Annotated in this window: 26 protein-coding genes; 16 read left to right on the top strand and 10 right to left on the bottom strand. The window is 72.6% G+C overall.

Translation table 11 applies throughout. The features are described from left to right. The first annotated feature begins 65 nt into the window (after positions 1-65). Positions 66-569 carry a GNAT family N-acetyltransferase gene (locus ACEZDG_RS21750; protein ID WP_380512129.1) on the top strand — a complete coding sequence of 168 codons (504 nt, stop codon included), beginning with the start codon at positions 66-68 and terminating at the stop codon, positions 567-569. Here the strand turns inward: ACEZDG_RS21750 and ACEZDG_RS21745 are convergent. Next, positions 566-1,417, bottom strand: a complete 852-nt coding sequence (locus ACEZDG_RS21745) for a MerR family transcriptional regulator (protein ID WP_380512127.1) — start codon at positions 1,415-1,417, stop codon at positions 566-568. The two genes, ACEZDG_RS21750 and ACEZDG_RS21745, sit on opposite strands and share 4 nt — an antisense overlap. Before the next feature lie 145 nt (positions 1,418-1,562). On the opposite strand from ACEZDG_RS21745, the gene ACEZDG_RS21740 reads away from it, so the two are divergent. Continuing rightward, on the top strand, positions 1,563-1,967 hold the full coding sequence (locus tag ACEZDG_RS21740) for a hypothetical protein (protein ID WP_380512125.1): 405 nt from the start codon (positions 1,563-1,565) through the stop codon (positions 1,965-1,967). A 9-nt stretch (positions 1,968-1,976) separates the two neighbouring features. Here ACEZDG_RS21740 and ACEZDG_RS21735 read toward each other — a convergent pair whose 3' ends face one another. The 3 genes from ACEZDG_RS21735 to ACEZDG_RS21725 all read right to left on the bottom strand — a co-directional run bounded on the left by ACEZDG_RS21735 (position 1,977) and on the right by ACEZDG_RS21725 (position 5,153). Further along, positions 1,977-3,710, bottom strand: coding sequence for a RecQ family ATP-dependent DNA helicase (locus tag ACEZDG_RS21735; protein WP_380512123.1), 1,734 nt, complete (start codon positions 3,708-3,710; stop codon positions 1,977-1,979). A gap of 85 nt (positions 3,711-3,795) precedes the next feature. After that, positions 3,796-4,548 (bottom strand): Rieske (2Fe-2S) protein, encoded by a 753-nt coding sequence (locus ACEZDG_RS21730; RefSeq protein WP_380512122.1) that lies wholly within the window; start codon positions 4,546-4,548, stop codon positions 3,796-3,798. Beyond that, positions 4,545-5,153 (bottom strand): RNA polymerase sigma factor, encoded by a 609-nt coding sequence (locus ACEZDG_RS21725; protein ID WP_380512120.1) that lies wholly within the window; start codon positions 5,151-5,153, stop codon positions 4,545-4,547. Before ACEZDG_RS21725 ends, ACEZDG_RS21730 begins: the two co-directional genes overlap by 4 nt. A 252-nt stretch (positions 5,154-5,405) precedes the next feature. On the opposite strand from ACEZDG_RS21725, the gene ACEZDG_RS21720 reads away from it, so the two are divergent. From ACEZDG_RS21720 to ACEZDG_RS21710, 3 genes are read left to right on the top strand one after another with little or no spacing between them, the layout of a single operon-like run. Beyond that, positions 5,406-5,936: a cupredoxin domain-containing protein gene (locus ACEZDG_RS21720; protein ID WP_380512118.1), complete on the top strand. Its 531-nt coding sequence runs from the start codon at positions 5,406-5,408 to the stop codon at positions 5,934-5,936. Further along, a complete protein-coding gene (locus ACEZDG_RS21715) occupies positions 5,933-6,922 on the top strand; it encodes a metallophosphoesterase family protein (RefSeq protein ID WP_380512116.1) in 990 nt (329 codons plus the stop codon). The genes ACEZDG_RS21720 and ACEZDG_RS21715 overlap by 4 nt, the downstream gene beginning before the upstream one ends. After that, the gene (locus ACEZDG_RS21710; protein WP_380512115.1) at positions 6,919-7,311 is read left to right on the top strand and encodes a hypothetical protein; all 393 of its coding nucleotides are present in this window, start codon (positions 6,919-6,921) and stop codon (positions 7,309-7,311) included. Before ACEZDG_RS21715 ends, ACEZDG_RS21710 begins: the two co-directional genes overlap by 4 nt. 33 nt (positions 7,312-7,344) lie before the next feature. Here ACEZDG_RS21710 and ACEZDG_RS21705 read toward each other — a convergent pair whose 3' ends face one another. Further along, positions 7,345-8,919 (bottom strand): flavin-containing monooxygenase, encoded by a 1,575-nt coding sequence (locus tag ACEZDG_RS21705; RefSeq protein WP_380512113.1) that lies wholly within the window; start codon positions 8,917-8,919, stop codon positions 7,345-7,347. Between the two features lie 220 nt (positions 8,920-9,139). After that, positions 9,140-9,907 carry an IclR family transcriptional regulator gene (locus ACEZDG_RS21700; protein WP_380512111.1) on the bottom strand — a complete coding sequence of 256 codons (768 nt, stop codon included), beginning with the start codon at positions 9,905-9,907 and terminating at the stop codon, positions 9,140-9,142. A gap of 2 nt (positions 9,908-9,909) precedes the next feature. On the opposite strand from ACEZDG_RS21700, the gene ACEZDG_RS21695 reads away from it, so the two are divergent. The 9 genes from ACEZDG_RS21695 (at position 9,910) to ACEZDG_RS21655 (ending at position 16,957) form a co-directional block, all read left to right on the top strand. After that, positions 9,910-10,863 (top strand): SDR family oxidoreductase, encoded by a 954-nt coding sequence (locus ACEZDG_RS21695; RefSeq protein ID WP_380512109.1) that lies wholly within the window; start codon positions 9,910-9,912, stop codon positions 10,861-10,863. Then, positions 10,863-11,369, top strand: a complete 507-nt coding sequence (locus tag ACEZDG_RS21690; RefSeq protein ID WP_380512107.1) for a cupin domain-containing protein — start codon at positions 10,863-10,865, stop codon at positions 11,367-11,369. The genes ACEZDG_RS21695 and ACEZDG_RS21690 overlap by 1 nt, the downstream gene beginning before the upstream one ends. Further along, complete coding sequence (locus ACEZDG_RS21685) at positions 11,366-12,265, top strand: alpha/beta fold hydrolase (RefSeq protein ID WP_380512105.1); 900 nt, start codon at positions 11,366-11,368, stop codon at positions 12,263-12,265. The genes ACEZDG_RS21690 and ACEZDG_RS21685 overlap by 4 nt, the downstream gene beginning before the upstream one ends. Continuing rightward, a complete protein-coding gene (locus tag ACEZDG_RS21680) occupies positions 12,262-13,197 on the top strand; it encodes a DODA-type extradiol aromatic ring-opening family dioxygenase (protein WP_380512103.1) in 936 nt (311 codons plus the stop codon). The genes ACEZDG_RS21685 and ACEZDG_RS21680 overlap by 4 nt, the downstream gene beginning before the upstream one ends. Positions 13,198-13,199: 2 nt before the next feature. Continuing rightward, the gene (locus tag ACEZDG_RS21675; RefSeq protein ID WP_380512102.1) at positions 13,200-14,015 is read left to right on the top strand and encodes a 2-keto-4-pentenoate hydratase; all 816 of its coding nucleotides are present in this window, start codon (positions 13,200-13,202) and stop codon (positions 14,013-14,015) included. An 80-nt stretch (positions 14,016-14,095) separates the two neighbouring features. After that, the gene (locus ACEZDG_RS21670) at positions 14,096-14,977 is read left to right on the top strand and encodes an acetaldehyde dehydrogenase (acetylating) (RefSeq protein ID WP_380512361.1); all 882 of its coding nucleotides are present in this window, start codon (positions 14,096-14,098) and stop codon (positions 14,975-14,977) included. Continuing rightward, the gene (dmpG, locus tag ACEZDG_RS21665) at positions 14,974-16,032 is read left to right on the top strand and encodes a 4-hydroxy-2-oxovalerate aldolase (RefSeq protein WP_380512100.1); all 1,059 of its coding nucleotides are present in this window, start codon (positions 14,974-14,976) and stop codon (positions 16,030-16,032) included. Before ACEZDG_RS21670 ends, dmpG begins: the two co-directional genes overlap by 4 nt. A 44-nt stretch (positions 16,033-16,076) precedes the next feature. Continuing rightward, positions 16,077-16,583 (top strand): cupin domain-containing protein, encoded by a 507-nt coding sequence (locus ACEZDG_RS21660; protein WP_380512098.1) that lies wholly within the window; start codon positions 16,077-16,079, stop codon positions 16,581-16,583. After that, a complete protein-coding gene (locus tag ACEZDG_RS21655) occupies positions 16,580-16,957 on the top strand; it encodes a nuclear transport factor 2 family protein (protein ID WP_380512096.1) in 378 nt (125 codons plus the stop codon). The genes ACEZDG_RS21660 and ACEZDG_RS21655 overlap by 4 nt, the downstream gene beginning before the upstream one ends. Positions 16,958-16,964: 7 nt before the next feature. On the opposite strand, the gene ACEZDG_RS21650 is transcribed toward ACEZDG_RS21655, so the two are convergent. After that, positions 16,965-17,501, bottom strand: coding sequence for an NUDIX hydrolase family protein (locus ACEZDG_RS21650; protein WP_380512094.1), 537 nt, complete (start codon positions 17,499-17,501; stop codon positions 16,965-16,967). 243 nt (positions 17,502-17,744) lie between these two features. On the opposite strand from ACEZDG_RS21650, the gene rph reads away from it, so the two are divergent. After that, positions 17,745-20,375, top strand: a complete 2,631-nt coding sequence (rph, locus tag ACEZDG_RS21645) for a rifamycin-inactivating phosphotransferase (RefSeq protein ID WP_380512093.1) — start codon at positions 17,745-17,747, stop codon at positions 20,373-20,375. A 126-nt stretch (positions 20,376-20,501) separates the two neighbouring features. After that, complete coding sequence (locus tag ACEZDG_RS21640; RefSeq protein ID WP_380512091.1) at positions 20,502-21,539, top strand: thaumatin family protein; 1,038 nt, start codon at positions 20,502-20,504, stop codon at positions 21,537-21,539. Here ACEZDG_RS21640 and ACEZDG_RS21635 read toward each other — a convergent pair. The 3 genes from ACEZDG_RS21635 to ACEZDG_RS21625 form a co-directional block, all read right to left on the bottom strand. Next, positions 21,529-23,031, bottom strand: a complete 1,503-nt coding sequence (locus ACEZDG_RS21635) for an APC family permease (RefSeq protein ID WP_380512089.1) — start codon at positions 23,029-23,031, stop codon at positions 21,529-21,531. The genes ACEZDG_RS21640 and ACEZDG_RS21635 overlap by 11 nt on opposite strands. 81 nt (positions 23,032-23,112) lie before the next feature. Next, a complete protein-coding gene (locus ACEZDG_RS21630; protein WP_380512087.1) occupies positions 23,113-24,243 on the bottom strand; it encodes an amidohydrolase family protein in 1,131 nt (376 codons plus the stop codon). 18 nt (positions 24,244-24,261) lie between these two features. Beyond that, a complete protein-coding gene (locus ACEZDG_RS21625) occupies positions 24,262-25,587 on the bottom strand; it encodes a glutamine synthetase family protein (RefSeq protein ID WP_380512085.1) in 1,326 nt (441 codons plus the stop codon). Between the last annotated feature and the right edge of the window lie 19 nt (positions 25,588-25,606).

The raw sequence follows: 25,606 nt of genomic DNA, 5'->3' as shown, positions 1-25,606 counted from the left end.
CGGGTACCGGCCGGTCGGCTAATCCATGTGCGGTTCGGTCGTCCTGCGTGATAGTCCTGCCTGCTATGGGTGATCTTGAGACAGCGCGGCTGGTGCTTCGTCCGATGACGGTCGGCGAGGCCGAGGACATGGTGGCGGGCGCAACCGACGGCGGTGACCGGTGGGCGCCCGGATACCCCACCGACGGGGACCTGTCCGCTGCCAGGCGCTTCCTGGGCACCTGCGCGAGCACCGGTGATCCCCGGCCGTTCGGCCACTACGAGATCTATCGCCGCGAGGACGGTCAGGTCATCGGCAGCCTGAGCTTCCACGGACCCGCGGACGAGAACGGCAGCGTCACGATCGGCTACGGCCTCGTCCCGTCGGCGCAGGGCAAGGGATACGCGTCCGAGGCCCTCCGCGGGCTGCTGCTGTTCGCGCGGGAACGTGGCGTCACCAGCGTGAAAGGCGACGCCGACCACGACAACATCGCCTCCCAGCACGTCATGCTGGCAGTCGGCATGCGGCCGACCGGAGAAGACGAACACGTCAGGTACTTCGAGACCGACTGGACCGACGCACGTCCCTAGCCGGCAGCGGCGGCACCAGCGCCAGCGGCAGCCGTGCGGAAGACCGGCCAGCAGACCTCGGTTCGCCACTGCGTGCTGTCCGGCGTCTGCCGCTGGTTGACCAGGTAGTACTCCCGCATCGGACCGTCGACGGCGAGGGCGTGGCGGGAGACGTGGGCGGCCAGCGCCCCGTAGGCGCGGTCGACCTGGGAGGGCGGTCCGCAGTGCTCGATCACGGCGACCTCCGCCGCCGGGACGAGCAGCGGCTCGACCCGGCCGACCGCCCGGACGGGGCCGTCGCAGGGCAGGAAGACGGTGGCCCGCCCCCGGTGCAGGGTGAACAACTCGTCCGCGTACACGCCTCCGGCGACGCCGGTCTCGCGCAGGCCCTGGCTCGCCACCGTCGCGAACAACTCGCCCAGCGCGCCCTGGAACCAGGCTCCCACCTCCTCCACACCCACGGTCGCGCTGACCGCCGCGGCCTGCACCGCGGGGATGCCGCGCAGCTGGATCCCGGCCGCTGCTCCGGACGCGGGCGGTGTCAGCAGGTCCCGAAGTTCCGCAACCGCGCGCCGGGTGCGGCCCAGTTCCGCTTCCAGTCGGCTGAGGTGCGCGCTGATGCGCCGGGTTCGGTCCTCGATGTTCCCGGCGGCCAGGACGCTCCTGATCTCCTCCAGCGGCATCCCCAGATCCCGGAAGCGGCGCACCACCTGTGCTGTGGGGATCTGCTCGGCCGAGTAGCGCCGGTACCCGGTCCCGGGGTCGACCTCGGCCGGTTCCAGCAAGGCGATCTCGTGGTAGTGGCGCAGGGTCTTCACGGACATATGGGTGGCCCGGGAGAAGACGCCGATCGACAGGTAGCTCGTCACCCCGCGATTCTCGTCCCTCCCCCGGGGGGAGAGTCCAGCGGCCCGGTCCCCCTTGACCCTCCCGCCGGGGCTGCCCGGAGCCTGGTACCCACGGCCGGATCCCGGTCGAACCATCACCACGACAGGACAAGGGAGTTGACCCAGCATGCCGCAGACCGTCACCACCGACGTGCGCCGGATCGTGCAGCGCTACACCGCCGTCTGGAACGAGTCGGACGCCACCGCCCGCGAGCAGGCCGTCGCCGAGCTGTGGGCCGCGGACGGCGTCGAGTTCGTCGAAGGCACCCAGTTCCGAGGCCGCACCGGCCTGGTGGACCGCGTCGCGGAGGCGCACGGGCTGTTCGTCGCCTCCGGCGACTACCGTGTCAGCAACGACGACCGGGTCAGCGTCCATGACGACGTCGTCATCCTCACCATCCAGCTGATCCACGCCAAGGGCCCGCAGGTCGGCGACGTGGCCTGGGCGGCCCGGGTCTTCCTGCTGCTGGACCAGGACGCCCGGATCCGGCAGGACTACCACCTGACCGTTCAACCACTGCCCGCGGTATAGGACTTGCTCTCAGGGCGCCGACGCCGGGACGAGCAGGTCGTTCGCCCGGACCACGGCGAGTGAGAGGGTCCGGTAGCCGACGGTCTCGAACAGGATCGTGAGCCGGCCGTCCTCCTCGCTCATCACGGCCCCTTCGCCCCAGTGCTGGTGGCGCACCCGCACGCCGGGGGCGAAGGGGTGCTCCGGAGCCTTCCCCGCGGCGGACCGCGCGGCAGCGCCGGTCCCGGTGCCGGTCCCGGTGCTGGTCCCGGTGCCGTCGAGCAGGCCACGGTCGTGGCCGCCACCGGGGACGTCGGCGAACTCGACCGCGTCACACCGGTCGCAGGCCCCGCAGGCCTGCGGCTGGGCCTGGCCGAAGTAGCCGAGCAGGAACCGGCGTCGGCAGCCGGTGGTCTCCGCGTAGCCGCGCATCATGTCCACCCGGGAGCGCTCCAGCTGCTGGTGGGCGTCGCCGAGCCGGACCGCCTGTTCGGCGGCGTCCGCCGAGCTGGTGTCGCCCACCGCCTGGAGTTCGCCGTCCTCGGTGGTGCGCACGGCGTCGACCTGTTCGAGCAGGTTGACGACGGCCGTCAGCCGGCTCGCGGTGAGCCCGGCCTCCTCGCGCAGTTCGCTCGCGGAGACGGGGGCGTCGTGGGCGCCGAGGGCCTCGGCCACCTGGACGATGGTGTCCGGGTCGGGGCGTCCGGCGGCGAAGAAGCGCTGCAGGCCCAGGTCCTGCGGCCGGTAGGCCAGAATCGCCCGGGCCGGCTGCCCGTCCCGCCCGGCCCGGCCGATCTCCTGGTAGTAGGCGTCCAACGAGCCGGGCACCGAGGCGTGCAGCACAAACCGCACATCGGGTTTGTCGACGCCCATTCCGAACGCGGACGTCGCCACGACCACGTCCAACTCGCCCTGCAGGAACCGGTCGTGGACCTCGGCCCGTTCCGCCACCGCAAGTCCGGCGTGGTAGGCCGCCGCGTCCAGCCCCAGCTCGGCCAGTTCCCGCGCGTACTGCTCGGCCTCACGCCGGGTGGCCGCATACAGCAGACCCGGCTTCGCCTCGGCCGCGGCCCGTTCCAGCACCGCCCGGCGCTTGGCCGCGTCGTCCCGGAACGGCACCACCTCCAGGTGGATGTTGGGCCGGTCGAAGCCGGTGACGATCTGCACGACCTCCCGCATGCCCAACTGCTCCACGATGTCGGCCCGGACCGGCGCCGACGCGCTGGCCGTGAGCGCCAGGACCGGCGGCCGTCCCACCCGTTCGATCACCCCGGACAGCCGCAGGTAGTCGGGGCGGAAGTCGTGCCCCCAGGAGGACACGCACTGGGCCTCGTCCACCACGAACAGCGCGGGGCGGGCGGCGGCGAGCTGCTCCACCACCTCGTCCTTGGCCAGCTGCTCAGGGGCCAGGAAGAGGAAGTCGATGTCGCCGGCCCGGATCCGGTCCCACACCGCCTCGTTCTGCCCGACGCTCTGGGTGGAGTTCACCGCCGCGGCCCCGGCGTCCTTGCGGCGCAACAAGCCCTGCACCTGATCGCGTTGCAGCGCGATCAGCGGCGACACCACCACCGTGGGACCGTTCAGCAGCAGCCCCGGCACCTGGTAGACCGCCGACTTTCCGGCGCCGGTGGGCATGACCACCAGGGTGTCGCGGCGGCGCATGACCGCCTCCATCGCCTTCAGCTGCTCCGGGCGCAACCGCTCCCAGCCGAAGACACTGCGGGCGCTGCGCTTGAGCCGACGACGCGAGAGCGAGGAGAACATGGCGATTCCCTAGGAGTGGTTGGCGGTCCGTCGCCGGGCCACTACCCCGGTCCCCCTTGCTTACCGCTCCGCGGCCGGACCGACCTCAGGCGCCCTCGTCACCCTCGGCGTCGCCCTCCGCGGCGCGGACGGGGGCATAGATCTGGACGCTGTCCGCCTGGACGCGCACGGGCAGCCGCGGCAGGGCCGCCAGTGCGTGGCTGCTGTGCGGATGGGTGAGGGGTTCTCCGTTCAGCGCGAAGGTCGCCCCGTGGCAGGGGCAGGCCAGCCGGTCCTGAGGCGCGGTCAGCTGCAGCCGGCACCCCTGGTGGGTGCAGATGCCCGACACCGCCTGCACCCGTCCCGACACCCGCCGCACGAACCCGGTGACCGTGCCGAGGTCGAACGGCAGCACCGCTCCCTCGGGCAGATCGCCGACGGCGGCCACGGCCTGCCAGGCACCTCGGGTCGGGGTGAGTTCGGCCTCGGCCGGGACGGCCGGTGCCTGCTGGCTCAGCGCGTAACCGGCGGCGCCGGCGGCGGCCGAGGCGGTCACCGCGGTGGCGGCGAGGAACCGGCGGCGCCCCATGGTCCAACGGGTCGTCACGGAGCGCGGGCGGGACGGCGGGGCGGCGGCCCCAATCTCCTCGGCCGACCGGGCCTCCTCGGCCGACCGGGCGGCGAGGCGTCGGCGCAGGTCCTCGACGAAGGCCTCACGCGGGTGCTGGGCCTCGGGTCCGGCTGCCGCCAGGGCGATGGCGGTGCGGGCCACGGCCAGGTCCTCCTCGGTGGGAGCGAAGGGCCTGGGGCGGCGTCGGCGCAGCAGGCTGTCCACATAGCGGTCGATCGGGCGCTTCATGACGCTTCCCCTTCCTGGTCGAGTCCTGCCGCTTTGCGCAGGGCGCGGTGCTGGATCACTTTGGCGTTGGCGAGGGTCACCCCGAGTTCGGCGGCTGTCTCCTTGAGGGAGTAGCCGCGCAGGAACCGCAGCGTGAGGATCATGCGGTGCCGTTCGGACAGCCCGGACAGGATCGCACCGACCCGTCGCGGGGTCCGGCCCGGGTCCTGGCTGTGCGCGGGCCCGGGTGGCTCCTCCAGGTCGACCTGGTCCACGTCGATCTCGGTGACCTGGTGGCCCAGGGTGTTGCGCCAGTGCCGGGCGAGGACGGTGCGGGCGGTCGCCAGGAGGTAGGAGCGGACCTCCCCGATGCTCGCGGTCGCCCGCAACGGCCCCATCGCGTCCAGGAAGACCTGGGAGGTCAGGTCCTCCGCGTCGGGGCGGTTGCCGACCTTGGCGAACATCAGCCGGTAGATCCGCCCGACGTTGTCGGCGTAGATCGCGTCCCAGTCCGCGTAGGCGGCCGTCGGCAGGACGGTCGGGGGCTTGCGGTCGCGCGACCGCTCCGACGCCCCCGGTGCGTCCGACGCGCGGCCCGGGTTCTCATCGGGAAGGGCAGCGGACACCGCACGCCTCCCTGGCGCGGGCCTCCGCGCCCGCACCCACTCGGTCATGGTTCATCGTAGAGCGCCCCTTTCTGCCCCATGTCTGCCCAGCGCGCAGGCCCGGTCCAGTCAGAGGGAGATAGCACTCCGGGTTACACCGCTGCCCCGACCGTGCGGGCCGTGTAACCGCCGGCCTATCCCTTGGTGAGTTGCGTGAGACGCACCGGGCCCAGCTCCGGTGCCGTCCCGCTCGGACCGTCAGAAACGAGACCCATGAACCTGCGTGCGCACCAACGACGACCGCACCTGCTCCGCCTCGCCTCGCTGGGCCTGGCGGCGCTGAGTACGAGCGTGCTGCTGGCGGCCTGCGGCAGCCCCTCCCACCCCGCGGCGGCGAGCACCGCGCTCTCCCCGGGCGCCGGGCAGTCGCTGGCCGGGACTCCCGGCTCCACCGCCACCGGCCCGCTGGCGACCGGCTCGGCCATGCCGGGCATGAGCATGGGCGCGTCCGCACCCGGCGGCTCCGCCGCTGCGGCCGTGCCGGTGAACGGCGACACCGTGGCCATCAAGGGCTTCGCCTTCGCCCCCGCCGCACTGGTCGTCAAGGCGGGCACCACCGTCACCTGGACCAACCAGGACGGCGACGCCCACACCGTCACCAGCCAGGGTTCCGGCGGGCCGCTGAACTCCCCGGCGCTGGCCACCGGCCAGAGCTACTCCTACCGGTTCACCACCCCGGGCACCTACGCGTACCTGTGCACCATCCACCCCTTCATGACCGCGACCGTGACGGTGACCAAGTGAGCGACTCCCGCGACGAAAGCCCCCTGCCCGAGACCACCCAGTCGGAAGCCGCCTCGGAGCACGGGATGAGCCGGCGTCAACTGCTGCGGCACGCCGGTTGGTTCGGCTCCGCCGTGGTCCTGACCGTGGCCGGGGGCGAGGTGGTCAGCCACATCGCCCACGACCGGGACGGCGCCGCCGCCGCGTCCGCCACGGCCGACGCCAACGCTCTGCGGTTCGTGCAGGTCTCCGACAGCCACATCGGCTTCCAGGGCCCCGCCAACACCGATGTGACCGGCTCCTTCTCCGAGGCCCTGGACCAGATCAACACCCTGGGGTTCCGCCCGGACTTCGTCATGCACACCGGCGACCTGACCCACCTGTCCACCCCGGCCCAGTTCGACCAGGTCCAGCAGATGCTCGGCGGGGTACGGGCCGGACGGGTGTTCACCGTCCCGGGCGAGCACGACTCGGTCGGCGACGCCGGGAAGGCCTACCGGCAGCGGTTCGGCGCCGGCACCACCGGCGACGGCTGGTACTCCTTCGACACCCACGGCGTGCACTTCATCGCCCTGGTCAACACCCTGAGCCTGGAGAAGCTCGGCCACCTGGGCCAGGACCAGATCGACTTCGTCCGCAACGACGTCGCCGGCCTGAACTCCGACACCCCGATCGTGCTCTTCAGCCACATCCCCCTGTTCGCCATGTACCCGCAGTGGGGCTGGAGCACCGACGACGCGCTCCAGGTGCTGGCCCTGTTCAAGCGCTTCAGCTCGGTCACCTGCCTCAACGGCCATGTGCACCAGCTGTTCAGCAAGACCGAGGGCAACATCACCTTCCACTCGGCCACCACCACCGCCTACCCGCTCCCCGCCCCCGGCCACGGCCCCGCGCCCACCCCGCAGACCCTGCCCGCAGGGCGGCTCAAGTCCGCCCTCGGCATCCGCACCGTCACCTACCGCCAGGGCACCGCCGCCCTGGCCCTGACCGACCAGAGGCTGGTATGAACCGCAGGACCCCGATCGACCTGGCGCTGCGCGCGGCCGTCGCTGCCACCCTGGCCGTCAGCGGATACATCCACGCCCAGCTCTATGTCACCGGCTACCACTTCATTCACATCGTGGGCGTGCTGTTCCTGCTCCAGGCCGCCGCGTCGTTCGCACTCGCCGCCCTGCTGCTGCTCGGCGCCCCCGCGCTGATGCGGTTCGCCGCCGCGGGCGCGGCGGCCGGGGCCCTGGCCGGATTCGCCGCCTCCCGCACCGTCGGTGTCTTCGGCTTCACCGAACGCGGCCTGGAGCCCTCCCCGCAGTCACTGATCAGCATCCTGGCCGAGACCGCGACCCTGCTGCTGCTCACCCCCGCGCTCGTCCACCGCCTGCGCCGGGGCCGGGATTGAGCCGGGGCCGGGGTTGAGCCAGGTCAGCCCCTACTACCGGGCCGCCCGGGTGGGCGTGAGCGGCGCGTGGTCCGGCTTCGGCGGCACTGCTGCCTGCTGCGCGCGGAGGCGCTTGAGCAGTTCGGGGGTGACCCGCCGGTAGGCCGCCGGGTTGACCGGGCCGAGCCAGTGCCAGGCGCGGACCGGGGTGCTGATGTTCAGGCCCAGGTCGCCGAGCACTTCGTCGGCGTTGTGCAGCGAGTACGGGATGATCTTCGCGCCGCGGCTGTGGTGCCGGTCCAGGGCCTCGTCCATGAAGGCCAGTTGTTCCACCACCGCCTCCCGCATGGCCTCCGGCGCGGGCAGCGGGACCAGTCCGCCCAGGTCGCCCGCGATCCAGACGGCCGCCATCTCGGCGTTCAACGGGCTGAAGAAGGAGGAGTTGTAGCCGTTGAAGTACAGGCCGGGCACGTCGACCGGGCGGATCTGCCGGTACAGCAGGTAGTTGCCGCGCTCGTCCGTCACCCGCTCGCGCACTTCCTCCGGCAGGAACGGCACCTCCTGGGTGAAGCCGGTGGCGCAGACGACCAGGTCGGCAGGCAGGGTGCTGCCGTCGCTCAGCTCCGCGGACGGCCGACCGTCCGCGGCGAACAGGCGGACGACGGTGCGGTCGCGGTGCACGGTGAGGGTGCCGTCGGCGACGCCCTCGAAGAAGCCCTCGGTGGCCAGCCCGATGGCGCCGCGGACGATGTCCTCCATCTGTCCCTCGGGCACCAGGCCGAGCTTGTCGAGGCCGAACTGCCGGATCGACACCGTGCCGATCGAGTTGATCATCTTGCCGCGCAGCCCCTTGCCGGGCCCGTGCAGGAACCTCTCCACCCCGCCCGGCCGCAGATAGCGGAACAGGGCCTCGCCCAACCGGGTGAGCAGCAGCAGCTTGAAGTTGACGATCCCGTTGATCTTACGGGGGACCTTCCACAGCATCTGACGGGCAATCACATCGGTGCTCGCGGCGACCTGGCCGATGGCGACGGCCACGTCGCAGGCCGACTTGCCGTAGCCGACGACCAGGACCCGGCGGTCGCGTGCGTCCTCGACCTCGTGGAACTCCGTCCCGGCGCAGAGCCGGCCCCCGGCGGCGGTGAACTCGTCCAGGCCCGGATACGCCGGGACGGCGGGTTCGCAGAAGATCCCGTTGGCCACCACCAGGCGGTCGAAGGTCTCCGCCTCCGCCGTGCCCGTGCCGGTGCTCGTGCCCGTGCCCGCGTCCGTGCCGGTCGGCCGGGACTCGACCAGCCATCCCCCGGACCCGTCCGGGCGGGCGGCGGTCACCTCGGTGCCCAGGCGCAGCACCCGGTCCAGGCCGAAGTGCTCGGCGTAGGCGGCGAAGTACGCCTGGATCTGCGCGCCGTCGGGCCATTCGGGGTAGTGCGCGGGCATCGGGAAGTCCGAGAGGGAGTACTGCGCCTTCGGGCTCTGCGTGGTGACGCCGGGATAGCGGCGGGTGCGGCTCCAGACACCGCCGACATCGGGTGCCTTGTCGTAGACCCGTACCTGGTGGCCGGCCTGGGTGAGCACCTTCGCGCTGGTCAGACCGGCGACGCCGGCGCCGATGATCGCGATCTTCACCGCTGCCTCCCCGGCTCCGGCCGACGGCTGCGGCCCTTCGAAGCAGTCGCCCCGGCAGCAGACGAGGGCACCGTACAGCCGTCGCTCAGAGTCACCATTGTCTCCTTCGCCTTGCCGCGCCGGCGGGTGGTCGGCGGGTCGGTGCCGACAGTCTCGGCGGCCGGGCCGGGGAAGGGCAATCAACCGTCCCGCTCACTGGGACAGCCGGCCGGCGCCGGCCTCAGCGCCGGGTGGTGTAGGCCCGGGAGGCGGCGGCAGCGGCCAGCCGCACGGCCGGCCCGATCCGGTCGGCCCGGACCAGCTGGCTGGGCCCGGTGACCGACAGCGCCGCCGCGATCTCGCCGAGCGGGCCGAAGATCGGGGCCGCGACGCAGCTCACCCCGATGTTGCCCTCCTCGCGGTCGATCGCCCAGCCGCGCGGCGGGATCGCGGTCAGCTCCCGCACGATCGCCACCTTGCTGGTCAGCGTGCGTGGCGTCCTGGGCGCCAGGGGCCCGTCCAGGACCGCGTCGATCGTCCCGGTGTCGCTGTAGGCGAGGATGGCCCGGCCCAGCGCCGAGCAGTACGCGGGGATGGTGCCGCCGGGCTGCGAGAGCATCGGCATCGGTCGGTGCCCGGTGATCTTCTCCACCACCAGGATCTGCGCCCCGTCCAGCACGCCGAGTTGGACGGTTGTCTTCGCCGCGGTGTGCAGGTCCTGCAGGAACGGCAGCACCGCCTCGCGCAGTTCGTGCCGGATGGGGGCCAGGCTGGAGATCTCGAACAGCCGGTTGCCGATCCGGTAGCGGTCCTTCGGCTTGTCCAGCCAGCCCACCCGGATCATCCGCTCGGCGGTGCGGTGGGTGGTCGAGCGCGGCAGCCCGCACCGCGCGACCAGGGCGGCGAGGGTCAGTTCGCGGTGTGCCGGGTCGAAGGCGCCGAGGATCGCCGCCGCCCGTTCCAGGCCGCCGGCCTGATCCGAGGTCGTGTCCCACTGAGCGGGACTCATCGTTGGCTCCGGCGATTCATGGGGTCAGACTAAACCCCCTCGGTACCGGTATCCAGCACACCGTCCCGGAGCCCGGCCCGCCTGTCCGACGCACCTGCCCAGCACACCGCGAATCCGGAGATCAGGAGACCGCCATCAATCCCACCAGCTCCCCCACCCGCACCGCCCTGGTCGGCGGCGGCGGTTCCGGCATCGGATACGCGAGCGCCGAGCGGCTGCTGCGGGCCGGGCACCGGGTCGTCATCACCGGGCGCCGCCAGGACGCCCTGGCCGGCGCGGCGGCCCGACTGCGGACGGGTTCCGCCGGGGCGGACCTCGGTTCGACAGGCTTCGGCGGCACGGTAGAGGCGCTGGTCGGCGACATGGGCGAGCCCGCCGCCGCGGCGGCCGCGGTCGACGGGGTCGAGGCCCGGCACGGAAGCCTCGACATCCTGGTGCTCAACGCCGCGGGCCCGCTGCCCGGACGCGTCCTGGAGGTCGACGACAAGCAGTGGCACGACGGGCTCGACCTGCTGCTGCTCGGCCCGTTGGCGCTGGCCCGGGCCGCTCTGCCGCGGATGGCCGCGCGCGGCTTCGGGCGGGTGGTGTTCATCACCTCCACCGCCGTCCGCCAGCCGCAGCCCGACCTCGCCCTCTCCGTGGTGCTGCGCTCGGCAGCGACCGCCGCAGCGAAACTGCTGGCCCGCGAGTTCGCCGGGCAGGGTGTGACCGTCAACTGTGTGGCGCCGGGAGCCACCGCGACCGAGCGGCGCCGGCAGATCCTGGAGGCCCGCGCCCGCAGCACCGGAACCGGCGTCGGTGAGGTCGACGCCGAGGACGCCGCCGGCATCCCGGCCGGACGGGCCGCGGCTCCGCAGGAGATCGGCGCGGCGGTGGCCTTCCTGGCCTCCGCGGAAGCCAGTTATGTCAACGGAACCGTGCTCACGGTCGACGGCGGAAGAACGGAGACGGTCTGATGACTGCCCCTCAGGGACCCGATTTCAGCATGGCCGGCTTCCTCGGCTCGCTCAGCGACACGGTCCGGCCGGGCACCGCACGGCCGCTGGTGGTGCACGCCGACGAACTCGCACCGCTCCCGGCCGGACAGGTGCCCAACCCGACGGACCTGTCCATCGCCGGGCTGCTGCCGACCGCCACCTTCGAGATCTTCCGGCAGTCCATCCCGCCGGGCCAGAGCTCCGACCTGCACCGGCACCACCACGAGACGGTCCACTACGTCATCTCCGGCCGGGGCCACAGCGAGATCGAGGACGAGAGCGCCAGTTGGTCCACCGGCGACTTCGTCTACACCCCGCCGTGGACCTGGCACCGGCACTACAACGACAGCGCCGACGCCCCGGTCGAGTTCCTGACCATCGAGAACTCCCGGCTGCTCGGCCTGCTGGGCCTCGGCCGGCGGCAGAGCGCGGGCCAGGTCACCGTCCGCGAGGCCCGCGCGGCATTCGAGGAGGACCGGACATGAACGACCTGCCCGCACACATCGGCATCTGGGGCGAACTCGCCGACACCGACCACGAACTGCGCCACCTCGACGTCGCCGGGGTGCGCACCCGGGTGCTGCGGGCCGGCCGTTCGGGCCCCGACCTGGTCCTGCTGCACGGCACCGGCGGCCACCTGGAGGCCTACGCCCGCGACCTCGCCGGGCTGGCCGAGCACTTCCGGGTCACCGCCTACGACATGGTCGGCCACGGCTGGTCCGACCTGCCGGACCGCCCGTACACCGTCGATGTGCTCTCCGACCACCTGCTGGGCCTGCTGGACGCCCTCGGTATCGGGGCCGCCCACCTCTCCGGCGAATCGCTCGGCGGCTGGGTCGCCGCCTGGACCGCCGCCCACCACCCCGACCGGGTGCGCCGACTGGTGCTCAACACCCCCGGGAACATCGCCAACAAGCCCGAGGTGATGCTGCGGCTGCGCGAGAGCACGCTGGCCGCCGTCCGGAACCCCGACGATGCGACGGTGCGGCGGCGCGTCGCATTCCTGTTCCACCACACCGAGATGGTCACCGACGAGCTGGTGAACCTGCGCCGCGCGGTCTACAGCCGCCCCGGGTTCCTGCAGGCCATCACCAACACCCTGGTGCTGCAGGACCCCGAGATCCGCAAGGACTTCGCCTGGGACCCGTCCTGGGTCGGCAGGATCACCGCGCCGACCCTGCTGCTGTGGACCGACCACGACCCCACCGGCGGCCTCGACGAGGCCGAACTGCTGCGGGACTGGCTGCCCTCCGCGCGACTGCACGTGATCACGGACGCGGGCCACTGGCCGCAGTGGGAGAAGCCCGAGGAGTTCCTGCGCGTGCACCGCGCCTTCCTGCTCGGCGAGGACGACACGGCAGAGGACGGGGAGGCGCCATGAGCGAGATCATCGGCCTGGTCGGCATGTCCCACTCCCCGTTCGCGACGATGCTGCCGCCGACCGGCCCCGCCCAGCCCGGCGGCCGTTTCCTCGCCGACGCCGCCCGGGTGGCCGAGGCCGTCGCCCGGCTGGCTCCGGACGCGCTGGTCGTCCTCGGCCCCGACCACTTCCACGCCAACTTCTACGACGCGATGCCCCCGTTCGTGCTGGGCGTCGAACAGGCCGAGGGCTTCGGCGACTTCGCCAGCCGCTCCGGCCCGCTGCCGGTCGCGGCGGCGCTGGCCTGGGCGATCCGGGACGGGCTCGCCGAGGCGGGCTTCGACCTGTCGCTCTCCTACGCGCTCACCGTCGACCACGGTGTGGTGCAGAGCTACGAGATGGTGGGCGCCGGGACCGGCATCCCGCTCGTGCCGATCGTCGTCAACACCGCGGCCCCGCCGCTGCCGAGCCTTCGGCGCTGCGTGGACCTGGGACGGGCCCTCGGCGCGGCGATCCGCGGCGCCGCCTTCTCCGGACGGGTCCTGCTCGTCGCCAGCGGCGGCCTGTCGCACTGGCTGCCCTCCAACGACCCCCGCGACGCGACCGTCGCCCCGGACCGGCGTGCCTCGGTCATCCACGGGCGCAAGGACACCCGCGCCTTCGCCGCCGCCCGCGAACCCCGGGTGCTGGCCATGGGCGGCCACCCGGACGCCCGGGTCAACAGCGACTGGGACCACTGGTTCCTGGAACGGCTCGGCGCCCTGGACCTCGACGCGATCACCGCCCTGGGCGACAAGGGGCTGGAGGAGCACGCCGGCAGCGGCGGCCACGAGATCCGCACCTGGCTCGCCGGGATGGCGGCCGTGGACCGCCCGCTCGTCTGGACCAGCTATGAGCCGGTACCCGAATGGATCACCGGCATGGGCATCGGCACCACCTTCGAGGTGCACTGACCATGGAGACCAGGACGACACCCCTCCCGGTCGGCGCGATGCTGGCCCTGACCCGCCTGACCGCCGCCCGCGCCGAGCACCGTCCCTGCGCACCCGTGCGCACGCTGCTGCCCCCGGGGGACGTGGACGCCGCCTATGCCGTGCAGTCCGCGTGGACCGCCCGTCAGGTCGCCGCCGGCGCCCGGGTCGTGGGACGCAAGGTCGGGCTGACGAACCCCGCGGTCCAGGCCCAACTGGGCGTCGACCAACCCGACTTCGGCGTCCTGCTGGACAGCATGGACTGTCCGCCCGGTGTCGCCGTCGACATCACCCGCACGCTCCAGCCGAAGATCGAGGCCGAGATCGCGTTCATCCTGGGGCGGGATCTGACCGGCTCCACGATCGGCCCGGCCGAGGCCGCCGCGGCCACCGCCCACATCGCCCCGGCCCTGGAGATCGTGGACAGCCGCATCACCGACTGGGACATCGGCATCACCGACACCGTCGCCGACAACGCCTCCAGCGGCCTGTTCACCCTCGGCGCCGAACGCCGGCGCCTCGACCGCGCGCTCGATCTGCCGCTCTGCCGGATGACCCTGCGCCGGGGGTGGGAACTGGTCTCCGAGGGCAGCGGCGCCGCCTGCATGGGCGACCCGCTCAACGCCCTCGCCTGGCTCGCCGGCACCGCACGCGACCACGGCAGCCCGCTGCGGGCCGGGGACATCGTGCTGTCCGGTGCCCTGGGCCCGATGGTCCCGGTCGGCCCCGGCGACCACTTCCACGCCGAGATCAGCGGGGTCGGCACGGTCAGCGCCCGCTTCACCGGGGGCGAAGCGTGAACACCTCGTCGAGCAGGACGTCCGGACCGGGCCGGGTGAGGGCCGCGGTGATCGGCTCCGGCAATATCGGCACCGATCTGATGATCAAAATGCTGCGGCACAGCGACCAGCTGGAGATCGCCGCCATGGTCGGCATCGACCCCGCCTCCGACGGCCTGGCCCGGGCCGAACGGCTCGGTGTGGCGACCACCGCCGCCGGGGTCGAGGGGCTGATCGTGCTGCCCGGTTTCGAGGACATCGAGATCGTCTTCGACGCCACCTCCGCGAAGGCGCACCGGGCCAACGCCGGCCGCCTGGCCGGCTACGGCACCAGGCTGATCGACCTCACCCCCGCGGCCCTCGGCCCGTATGTCGTGCCGGCCGTCAACCTCGACCTCCACCTCGACGCGCCCAACCTGAACATGGTCACCTGCGGCGGCCAGGCCACCATTCCCGTGGTCGCCGCCGTCGCCGAGGTCGCGCCGGTGCAGTACGCCGAGATCGTCGCCTCCATCGCGTCGAAATCCGCAGGCCCCGGCACCCGCGCCAATATCGACGAGTTCACCGAGACCACCGCGCGGGCGATCGAGTCGGTCGGCGGCGCGGCCAGAGGCAAAGCCGTGATCATCCTCAATCCCGCCGAACCCGCACTGATCATGCGGGACACGGTGTTCTGCCTGGTCGACGCGGCGAGCCCGCGGCGGCGCGCGGACATCGCGGCCTCGGTGGAACGGATGGTCGCGCAGGTCGCCGGCTATGTGCCCGGCTACCGGCTGAAGCGGCAGGTCCAGATCACCCCGGTCGCCGACCACCCGCACACCCTGGTCGGCGACCGCGCGGTCACCCACCAGGTCACCGTGCTGCTGGAGGTCGAGGGGGCCGGCCACTACCTGCCGTCCTACGCGGGCAACCTCGACATCATGACCAGCGCGGCCCTGCGCGTCGGCGAGCAGCTCGCGGCCCGCGCCCTGGAGGCACGATGAACGGCAGCGCGATGAACGGAGGCACGGTGAACCGGCGGCTGTACATCCAGGACGTCACCCTCCGCGACGGTATGCACGCCACCCGGCATCACATCTCCCCGGAGCAGGCCGCCCGGATCGCCGCGGCGCTGGACGCCGCCGGTGTCGACGCGATCGAAGTCGCCCACGGCGACGGCCTGGCCGGTACCAGCCTGACCTACGGGCCCGGCAGCAACACCGACCCGGAGTGGATCGAGGCCGTCGCGGCCGTGGTCACCCGCGCCCGGCTGACCACCCTGCTGCTGCCGGGTGTCGGCACGGTCAAGGAGCTGCGGAACGCCTACGCCCTCGGCGTGCGGTCCGTGCGGGTGGCGACACACTGCACCGAGGCCGACATCGCCGCCCAGCACATCGCCACCGCGCGCGAACTCGGTATGGACGTCTCCGGATTCCTGATGATGAGCCATCTGGCCCCCGCCGCCGAACTCGCCCAGCAGGCCCGACTGATGGAGTCCTACGGCGCGCACTGCGTCTATGTCACCGACTCCGGCGGCCATCTGACGATGCGTGGGGTCCGCGACCGGGTGCGCGCCTATCGCGAGGTGCTCGATCCCGCCACCCAGATCGGCATCCACGCCCACGAGAACCTCTCGCTGTCGGTGGCCAACTCGCTGACCGCCGCCGAGGAGGGCGCCGTCCGGATCGACGCCTCGTTGGCCGGCCACGGCGCCGGGGCCGGCAACTGCCCCGTCGAGGCGTTCATCGCCGCCGCCACCCTCGACGGCTGGGGGCACGGCTGTCACCTGTCCGCGCTCCAGGACGCGGCCGACGACCTGGTCCGCCCGCTGCAGGACCGGCCGGTCCGGGTGGACCGCGAGACGCTGACCCTCGGCTACGCGGGCGTCTACTCCAGCTTCCTGCGCCACGCGGAGGCCGCGGCCCGGCAGTACGGCACGGACGCTCGTACCCTGCTCCTGCGCGCCGGCGAACGCGGCCTGGTCGGCGGCCAGGAGGACATGCTCATCGACATCGCCCTCGACCTCGCCGCAGGCCAGGAGCCCGCGGCGGCCCCGTGAGGCGACCCCGCGACCCGAGCGGTCGCGCCACCAAGGAGGCAATGATGGACACCACTGAGACCACCCACGCCCACAGCACGGAGGACCCGCAGGACTCGCCGGACCCCGTGCTGAAGCTCCCCGGTTGCGGCGAGAACCTCGGGGCCATCGGCCTGGGCATCATGCTCCGGCTGACCGGCGAGGACACCGACGGCGCCTACTCGCTCTTCGAGTACATCGTGCCGGCCGGGCTCGGCGGGCCGCCCACGCACATCCACGAGTTCCAGGACGAACTGTTCACCTGCAGCGCGGGCGAGATCGTGGTCGAGCTCGACGGCGTCGCCCGCACGCTCACTCCCGGGGCCTCGATGCTCCTGCCGCGCAAGGTGCCCCATGTGTTCTACAACCGGTCCGACCAGGAGGCCCGGATCATCGCCGTGGTCTCCCCGCCCGGCCTGGAGCGGTACTACCGGGAGCTGAGCCAGCTGCCGCCCGGCCCGCGGGACATGGCGAAGATCGTCGAGGTGATGAAGCGTCACGGCCTCTCGCTCGCCCCCAGGGCCGACGCATGACCGCGCCGTCCCGCGACCCCGACGAGGCGATGGTGCACGCGATGTGCGCCGCGGCCGACGCCGGGGACGCGGAACGGTTCGCCTCCTACTTCGCCGAGACGGCGGTGTACCGGTTCGCCAACCAGGAACCGATCACCGGGCGCTCGGCCATCGCCCGGGCCACCGCGTCCGCGGTCCACCTGGTGTGGCCCGTGCACCACCAGGTGGACCAGGTCGCCAAGGTCGGCGCACAGCTGTTCTGCCGGTTCACCATCCAGGTCGAGAAGCCGGACGGCAGCACCCTGTCCATGCCCTTCGTCACCGTCATCGAGCAGCGCAACGGCCTGATCGTCGACTACCGCGTGCACATGGACATCACTCCCGGCCTGCGGTGACGTCGGATCAGGTGAGACAGCCGGCGTGGGCCAGGGCCTGCCTGAGCAGGACCCCCTGGCCGCCCGGCATGTCCTGCTGGACCAGCGCGGACGAGGCTTCCTCCGGGCTGAACCAGACCAGGTCGAGCGCGTCCTGGCGCGGCCGGCAGTCACCGCTCACCGGGACGATGTAGGCCAGCGACACCGCGTGCTGACGCGGGTCGTGGAACGGGGTGACCCCCTGCGTCGGGAAGTACTCCGCCACGGTGAAGGGCTGCAGGGACGCCGGGACCCGGGGCAGGGCCACCGGGCCGAGGTCCTTCTCCAGGTGCCGCAGCAGCGCGTCCCGGACCCGCTCGTGGTGCAGCACCCGGCCCGAGACCAGGGCCCGGCTGACCGCCCCGTCCGAGCCGATCCGCAGCAGGAGTCCGACATGGGTCACTTCCCCGCTGTCGTCGACCCGCACCGGCACGGCCTCGACGTACAGGATCGGCATCCGGGCGCGCGCCAGCTCCAGTTCCTCGGAGCCGAGCCATCCGGGCGTGATCTGCGTAATGTCTGACATCAGCTGATCGTACGTTGTCCGCGGCGGAGGATATGGCAAAGGCAAGGAGAACACTCTCCTTGCCACTCTCAACTTATAGCGCACCGGGGGGCTTGCGGCAAGGCCCCCGGTATGCCGCAGAATCGTCGCCCAAGGCCACTACCTGCGGAAATGAGGGCACGGCGTGCGCGCGTCCGGGACCGCGGCTGTGATTCGATCGGCCGGTACAGGGCGACGGAGCACGGCTGCCTGGGAGGTATCACCATGATCGAACCGTATGTGTGGGACCTTCACGAGGTGGACGGGACGCAGATCGCCCTCGTCGGCGGCAAGGGCGCGCAGCTGGGCGCGCTGTCGCGGATCGACGGCGTCCGCGTGCCGGTCGGCTTCTGCGTGACCACGGACGCCTTCCGCCGAGTCATGGCGCAGGCGCCGTCGATCGACGATCGGCTCGATGAGCTGTCCCGGCTGGCCCCGGACGACCGGGAGGCGATCAGCACGCTCAGCGCGGAGATCCGCCGCACCATCGAGGGGATCGCCGTCCCGGACGACCTCGCGGCGGCGATCACCCGCGCGCTGGCCCGGTTCGGCGGCGAGCAGACCGCCTGTGCCGTCCGGTCCAGCGCCACGGCGGAGGACCTGCCGACGGCCTCCTTCGCCGGTCAGCAGGACACCTACCTGAACGTCGTGGGCCCGGCGGCGATCCTTCGGGACGTCAGGCGCTGCTGGGCCTCGCTGTTCACCGAGCGGGCCGTGACCTACCGTCAGCGGAACGGCATCGACCACCGCACGGTCCACATGGCCGTGGTCGTGCAGCAGATGGTCTTCCCGCAGGCGGCCGGGATCCTGTTCACCGCCGACCCCGTCAGCGGCAACCGCAGGGTCTCCACCGTGGACGCCGGCTTCGGCCTCGGCGAGGCCATGGTCTCCGGCCTGGTCAACCCGGACGTCTTCGCGGTGCGCGACGGCGAGGTCGTCGCCAGGACGATCGCCGCCAAGCAACGTGCCGTCCAGGGCCTGCCGGGCGGCGGGACGCAGGAAGTGGCCATCGATCCGCAGCGGCAGGAGCAGCCGGCGCTGACGGATCCTCAGGTGCTGCGGCTGGTGCAGCTCGGACGGCGGATCGAGGCGCACTTCGGCCGCCCGCAGGACATCGAATGGTGCCTGGCCGAGGACGGCTTCCAGATCGTCCAGAGCCGGCCGATCACCACGTTGTTCCCCCTCCCCCGAGCCGATGACCAGGGCAATCACGTCTATGTCTCGGTCGGTCATCAGCAGATGATGACCGATCCCATGAAGCCGCTGGGCTACTCCATGTGGCAGCTGACGGCCATGGTGCCGATGCACGAGGCCGGCGGCAGGCTGTTCGTCGACATCACGGCCCGGCTGGGGCCGCCCGCGAGCCGGGCCGCCCTCCTGGAGCTGATGGGGAAGGGTGATCCGCTGATCAGGGACGCGCTGGAGACCGTCCTCGACCGCGGCGACTTCGTCCCGTCCCTCCCGGACCCGGCACCGGCTGCGGCTCCGGGCGGGCCACCGGCCAGCGGCGCGCCCGCGCCGATCGAGACCGATCCGGCCATCGTCACCGGGCTGATCGAGCGCAGCCGGGCGTCCGTCGCCGCCCTGCGCCGCGACATCCGGACGAAGACCGGACCGGCGCTGTTCGACTTCCTGCTGGAGGCCTTCGAGGAGCACAAGCGGGTGCTCGGTGAACCGCTGAACATCCAGGTGATCATGGCCGGGATGGAAGCCACCTGGTGGCTCAACGACACGCTGCAGGAGTGGCTGGGCGAGAAGAACGCCGCCGACACGCTCACCCTGTCCGCCCCCGGCAACGTCACCTCCGAGATGGGGCTGGCCCTGCTCGACGTCGCGGACGTGGTCCGCCCGCACCCGGAACTGGTCGCGTTCCTGCAGCGCGTCGATGACGCCGAGGACCTCGAGGACGTGGCCTTCCTGGACGGGCTGGCGAAGCTCACGGGCGGGGCGGAGGCACGCGACGCGATCGAGGCCTACCTCGACCGGTACGGCATGCGCTGCGTCGGCGAGATCGACATCACCAGGCCGCGCTGGCGCGAGCGCCCCGCCACGCTGGTGCCGCTGATCCTCGACAACGTCCGGATCTTCGAGCCGGGCGCGGCCGAGCGTCGCTTCGCGCACGGGCGGCAGCAGGCGCAGCAGAAGGAGCAGGAGGTGCTGGCACGCCTGCGGGCCCTGCCGGACGGGGAGCGCAAGGCCGACGAGGCCAAGCGGATGATCGACCGGGTCCGCACCTTCATCGGCTACCGCGAGTACCCGAAGTACGGCATCGTCAGCCGCTACTTCGTCTACAAGCAGGCGCTGCTGGAGGAGGCCGAACGCCTGGTGCGGGCGAACGTGGTCGACGAGCGGGAGGACGTCTTCTTCCTCACCTTCCAGGAGTTCCACGACGTCGTGCGCACAGGGCGGGTGGACCGCGAGTTGATCCAGCAGCGCAAGGAGGCGTTCCGGTCCTACCAGGCGCTCACCCCGCCCCGGGTGCTCACCTCGGACGGCGAGGCCCTCTCCGGGGCGTACCGGCGCGACGACGCGCCGGTCGGTGCCCTGGTCGGCCTGCCGGTCTCCGCCGGGACCGTCGAGGGCAGGGCCCGCGTCATCCTCGACATGGCGAAGGCCGATCTCGAGGCGGGCGACATCCTGGTCACGGTCCACACGGACCCCAGCTGGTCGCCCCTGTTCGTCGGAATCACCGGCCTGGTGACCGAGGTCGGCGGCCTGATGACCCACGGCGCGGTCATCGCCCGCGAGTACGGCCTACCGGCCGTCGTGGGCGTGGAACACGCCACCCGCCTGATCCCCGACGGCCAACGCATCCGCGTACACGGCACCAACGGCTACGTCGAACTCCTCCCCTGACCGGCGACCTGGTCGGGACTTCGGTCACTCCCCCGCAATTTCTGTGATGCGGCTGCTCGGAGCCCGTCTCCTGTGCATGGAGCTGTCGGCTGTCCGGCCGGGAGCGTTGGACCGGGAGATACCGCGATGCGGACTTCGAAGCACGCCGGCCGGAACGCACGCGGCCGGGGCACCCTGGTGGCGGTGCTCGCCTGCCTCGCCGTGATCGCCACCGTCCTGCTGGTGCGTGCGCAGGAGGGCGGCGGCGGCGAGGGGGCCACGGTGGCGGAACGGACCGTCACCAGCGTGGCCTCCGGCCCGGGGTCAGCCGCCGCGGCACCGGGCAGCGCCACCGCGAGCGGCAGTGCGCGCGCCACAGCGAGCGGGAGCGCCACCGCCACGCCCAGCGCCTCCGCGAGCCGTCCGACCACGCCCCCGGCCACCAAGGCGTCCGCCGCGGCCAAGCCCGTCGCGGGCAAGGGCAAGCGGATGCTGACCCTGGTCAACCGGCTGAGCCAGACCATCTGGCCCGCGATCGCGGCGGACCCGACCCACCCGGTCGAGGCCACCGGCTGGAAGCTCGCCCCCGGGGCCAGCCTCAGCTTCGCCATTCCCGACCACTGGGACGTGCGGGTGTGGGCCCGCACCGGCTGCACCTTCAACGCCGCGGGCAACGGGCACTGCACCAGCGGCGACTGCGCCGGCCACTTCCAGTGCGGCCGGACCTGGGGCCAGTTCCCTTCCACGCTGGCCGAGTTCAACCTCAACGCCTGGAACGGCATGGACTTCTACGACGTCAGCCTGGTCGAGGGCAACAACCTGCCGATGTGGATCAACAACTCCGGCGGCAGCGGCCCCGACCCGATCAGCGCCGACGGCTGCTCGAAGGCCGGCTGCACCCATGACGCCAACAAGAGCTGCCCCAAGGCGATGCAGCGGGTGGTGGGCGGCACGGTGGTCGCCTGCCTGAGCGCCTGCCTGGTTCTCGGCACCGACCAGTCCTGCTGCACCGGCGCCTACGCGGCCCGCTCCGCCTGCATCCCCTCGACCTGGCCGATCGACTCGGCCGCCGTCTTCAAGAAGGCCGAGCCGTTCGCCTACTCCTACGTCAACGACGACGCGACCAGCGTGCTGACCTGCTCGGGGGAATGCAGCTACCGCATCACCTGGGGCGTCAGCCCCTAGCCTGCTCCGGTGTCCTGCCCGGTCCCTCGGCCGGGGCGATCTCGCTGAGCCGCTCGCCCAGCCGGCGCGCCGTGCGCGGCAGGGCCAGCACCGCGACCACCGCGGCCAGCAGCCAGCCGCCCGCGACGACCGGGAACCAGTGCCCGGGCCCCGACGGCGGGTAGGGCACCACATTGCGGTACAGGGTGTAGCCGAGCAGCGCCAGCGCGGCCAGCGGGATGACGATCTGCCACATCGGCACAGGCATCCGCCGCTGGACGAAGATCAGCCGGATCGCCCCAATGGTGGTCAGCGCGTACGCGACCAGCAGGATCAGCGTGCCGATGGTGCCGCCCCAGACGAAGGTGTCCTCGGGCACGGCGGAGAAGGCCACGATGCAGAGCCCGAGGACGACCGCCATGGCCGTGCTGACCAGCACCGCCGCCCGGGCCGGGGTGCCCAGCCGGGAGACCCGGCCAAGGCCGCGTTCGCCGAAGCCGTCCCTGCTCATCGCGAACAGCAGCCGCGCGGAGCCCACGGTGCAGGCCAGGCAGCAGCCGAAGGCGCTGACGGTGGCGCCCAGGGTGACCGTGTCGCCGACCCAGGAGCCGATGTAGCCGGCGCCCAGGTCCCCGATCAGCGAGGACGAGGAGCCGAAGGCGCCCACACCCGCCTTGCCGGTGCCGAAGCCCATCATCTCCACCGCGGTGACCACCACGAAGAACGCGCCGCCGAACAGGGTGGTGCCGAGGACCGCGCGCGGGATGTCCCGCTTGGGGTTGACCGACTCCTCGCCGAGGGTGGACGCCGCCTCGAAGCCCGCGAAGGACAGGAAGCCGAAGACCACGCCGAGGAACAGCGCGGAGGGCGCGGTGCCCGGCGGCACGGAGAACACCGACATGGTGAAGCGGTGCCCGGCCGGGGCGTTGCCCACCAGCAGCCGGACCAGCACCACCGCGGTCACCGCCAGGATCAGCGCGGCGGTCGCGCCCTCCACGGTGAGCAGCACATTGGTGCCGCGCCGGACCGAGGCGACGGTGAGCCAACAGGCGAGCAGCAGCACCACGCCGGTCAGGATGAACGGCGCGTCGGTGGGCGGGTGCGACCAGAGCCCGGTGCGCTCCAGGAAGGACATCCCGAAGATGCCGACCACCGAGGAGGTGGTGACCCCGTAGAACAGGTAGGTGCCGACCAGGCCCCAGCCCGCGACGACGCCGGCCCGTGGGCCGAGGGTGGCCCCGACGAAGGCGTACACCGATCCGGCGTGCTGGTAGTACTGGCAGAGCCGGACGAAGACGTACGCCACTAACAGCACGCCGACAGCGGCGATCAGGAAGGTCAGCGGCACCGCCCGGCCGACACTGGGTACCGCGGCCTGCGGGTTGATGTTGACCGCCATGCTCGGCGCCATCAGCGCCGTGGACAGGCCCACGGCTTGCCAAACATTCAGGGTCGGCCGCAGTCCCCGCTCCTGCGGCCGGTCAGTGGCTGTGGTGAGGGTGGAATCGGACATGCCAGGTCCTTCCGCCGTGGTAAACGCCCCGTCGGACGCGCTACGAGTGTCCCGTGCGACTCCCGCACGCGGAAGAGGCCCTCAGACGCCCCCGGGCGGCGCCGGGCGGGCGTAGAGACGGGCGGCGTTGTCCGCGGCCGGCAGCGCGGCGATCCGGTCCGTCTCCGCCGCCGGGCAGCCGGTGGCGCGCAGGTCCGCGGCCCAGGCGCCGACCGCGTCACGGAAGGCGGCGGCGCCCACCGTGTAGAGCTCGGGCAGGCCGTAGGCGTCCGTGGAGAACAGCACCTTGCCGAACGGGGCCAGTTCCAGCGTCTCGGCGAGCACCCTCCGGGCCCCCTGGCCGGTGTAGGAGAGGGTCAGCCCGACGTCGCAGTAGACCTGGGGGAAGGCCTGCGCCAGCCACGCCGCCTCGCGGTGGTACGGCCAGCAGTGCAGCAGCACCAGCGGGACGCCGAACGGCTCGGCGGCGCGGATGAACTCCGTCAGCAGCGAGGGGTTCGCCCGGTGCAGCGTCAGGTCCGGGTCGCCGAAGCCGGTGTGGAGCTGGATCGGCAGGCCGAGGTCGACCGCCGTCCAGAGCAGGTGGCGCAGCAGCACCGGGTGCTCGAGCCGGGTTGCGGGCCCGGCCAGGTACTCCCCCGCGGCCCGCGCCACCTCGGCCGGGCCCGGCCGGGCGGGGTCGATGTCCAGGCCGTGCCGGTAGGCCAGGACGGACTTGACGGCGACGGCGCCGCGCGCCCGAACCGCCCCGGTCAGCGCCGCCAGGACGTCGTCGGCCCAGCGGTCCGCCCCGCTGCCGACGGAGGCCCGTTCGGCCACGTACTCCAGCCGGACCACCTCGCGGACCTCGGCCCCGGCCGCCTCGGCCAGCTCGTCCAGCGAGAGCAGCGCCGCGCCGCCGGTCGCGCCGCCCGCCGTCTCCAGGCCGGTGTCGACGAAGCAGGCGTCGAGTCCGGCAGCACGCAGCAGTCGCCGGGTGGCCTCCGCCGGACCCAACTCCCGTCGCCGGGCCAGGTATTCAGCGGCCGGGACGTACGGGTCCAGGCCGAGGACCGGCGGACACCAGCGGCGGACGGCGAGGCCGAGCGCGCTGTCCCACGGGCTGCTGCCAGGGACCGGCGCCCGGTCGGACTCGGTGAGCAGCGAGGCGAAGCCCGCATCCGTGAGGTCGTCGCGGACCACGCTGTGGCAATGGTGGTCGATCAACCGCATCCGTGACTCCCCCGCCGTTCAGTAGCGCCAGCGGGTGGCGGCGGTGATCTCCTGCGGGCTCTTCCCCGCGAAGAGTTCGACCTCGGCCTGACGCACCGCTCTGATCGCCTCGAACAGCGTCTCACCGAGCCGGTCACGGAGTAGATCTGACTGTGTATAAGCTGATAGGGCGTCAGTAAGGGACTCCGGAAGCCGTGGCGGCGGCGCCGCCGCGAACGCGGGGTCGCCCTCGACCTCCTCGGGCAGAGTCAACCCCTCGTCGATCCCGGCGAGTCCTGCGGCGATGACGCCGCCGATCGCGAGGTAGGGGTTCGCCGCCCCGTCGAAGCACTTGACCTCGACATTGGCGGCCCGGTTCGGGCCCGCGATCAGCCGCAGGGCCGCCTCGCGGTTCTCCAGGCCCCAGCAGTGGTAGGCGCCGGCCCAGTGCGAGGGCACCAGCCGCAGATAGCTGGCCACCCCGGGCGCCCCCAGGACCAGCAGGGCTGGGAGCTCGCGCAGCACACCGGCCAGGAAGGCCTCGCCCTCCCGGCCGAGCCCATGGCGGCCGTCGCCGCCCGCCAGCAGGTTGACCCCGCCGCGCCAGGGACTGAGGTGCAGATGGGCGCCGTTGCCCACGCTGCCGGCCTCGACGGACGGGGCGAAGGAGGCACGCAGCCCGTGCTGGTCCGAGACCCCGCGGACGGTCTGCCGGACCAGGACCGTGCTGTCGGCCGCGCCCACCGGGTCCTCGGCGGCGATGGACACCTCGAACTGCCCGACGGCGTACTCCGGATGGATCTGCTGCACCGTCAACTGCTGTGCCTCCAGGGCCAGGAGGACGTCACGCAGGTAGTCGGAGAGGTCGGTGAGGCGGTGCAGGCCGTAGGCCGGGCCGTCGGTGGGGCTGCTGCCGTCCGGCCGCTGCACCACCCACTCGACCTCGTACGCCGCCCGGAACGTCAGCCCGCCCGCCTCGGCCGCGTCCACCATCCGCCGGGCGAACTGCCGCTGGCAGGCGGGGTGCGGCGTGCCGTCCTGCCGGTAGCGGTCGGCCGGGGCCCAGGCCCAGCCCGGCTGGGCGGCCAGCGGCACGGCGCGCTCCAGGTCGGGGAACAGCCGCAGGTCGCCGCCGGGGCCGCCGAGCAGGCGGCTGGTGGTGGTGGAGTCGTCGACCAGGAACACGTCGAACACCGGCGACATGCCCACACCGTCCTGCACCGCCTCGGCCAGCCGCCGCAGCGGAACGGCCTTGACCCGGCCGATCCCGGCGTTGTCCACCCAGCCCAGCGCGACGGCGACCACACCCTCGGCACCGAGCTCCGCCATGCACTGCCGGGCCTGCGCGACAACCTCCTCGTCCATGCCGCCCATCGTCCCCCGG

Origin of the sequence: Streptacidiphilus alkalitolerans (assembly GCF_042511045.1) — a bacterium.
GTDB classification, from domain to species: Bacteria; Actinomycetota; Actinomycetes; order Streptomycetales; family Streptomycetaceae; genus Streptacidiphilus; species Streptacidiphilus alkalitolerans.
The sequence above is the reverse complement of the archived record's forward strand: the minus strand, read 5'-3'. Positions and strand labels throughout refer to the sequence as shown.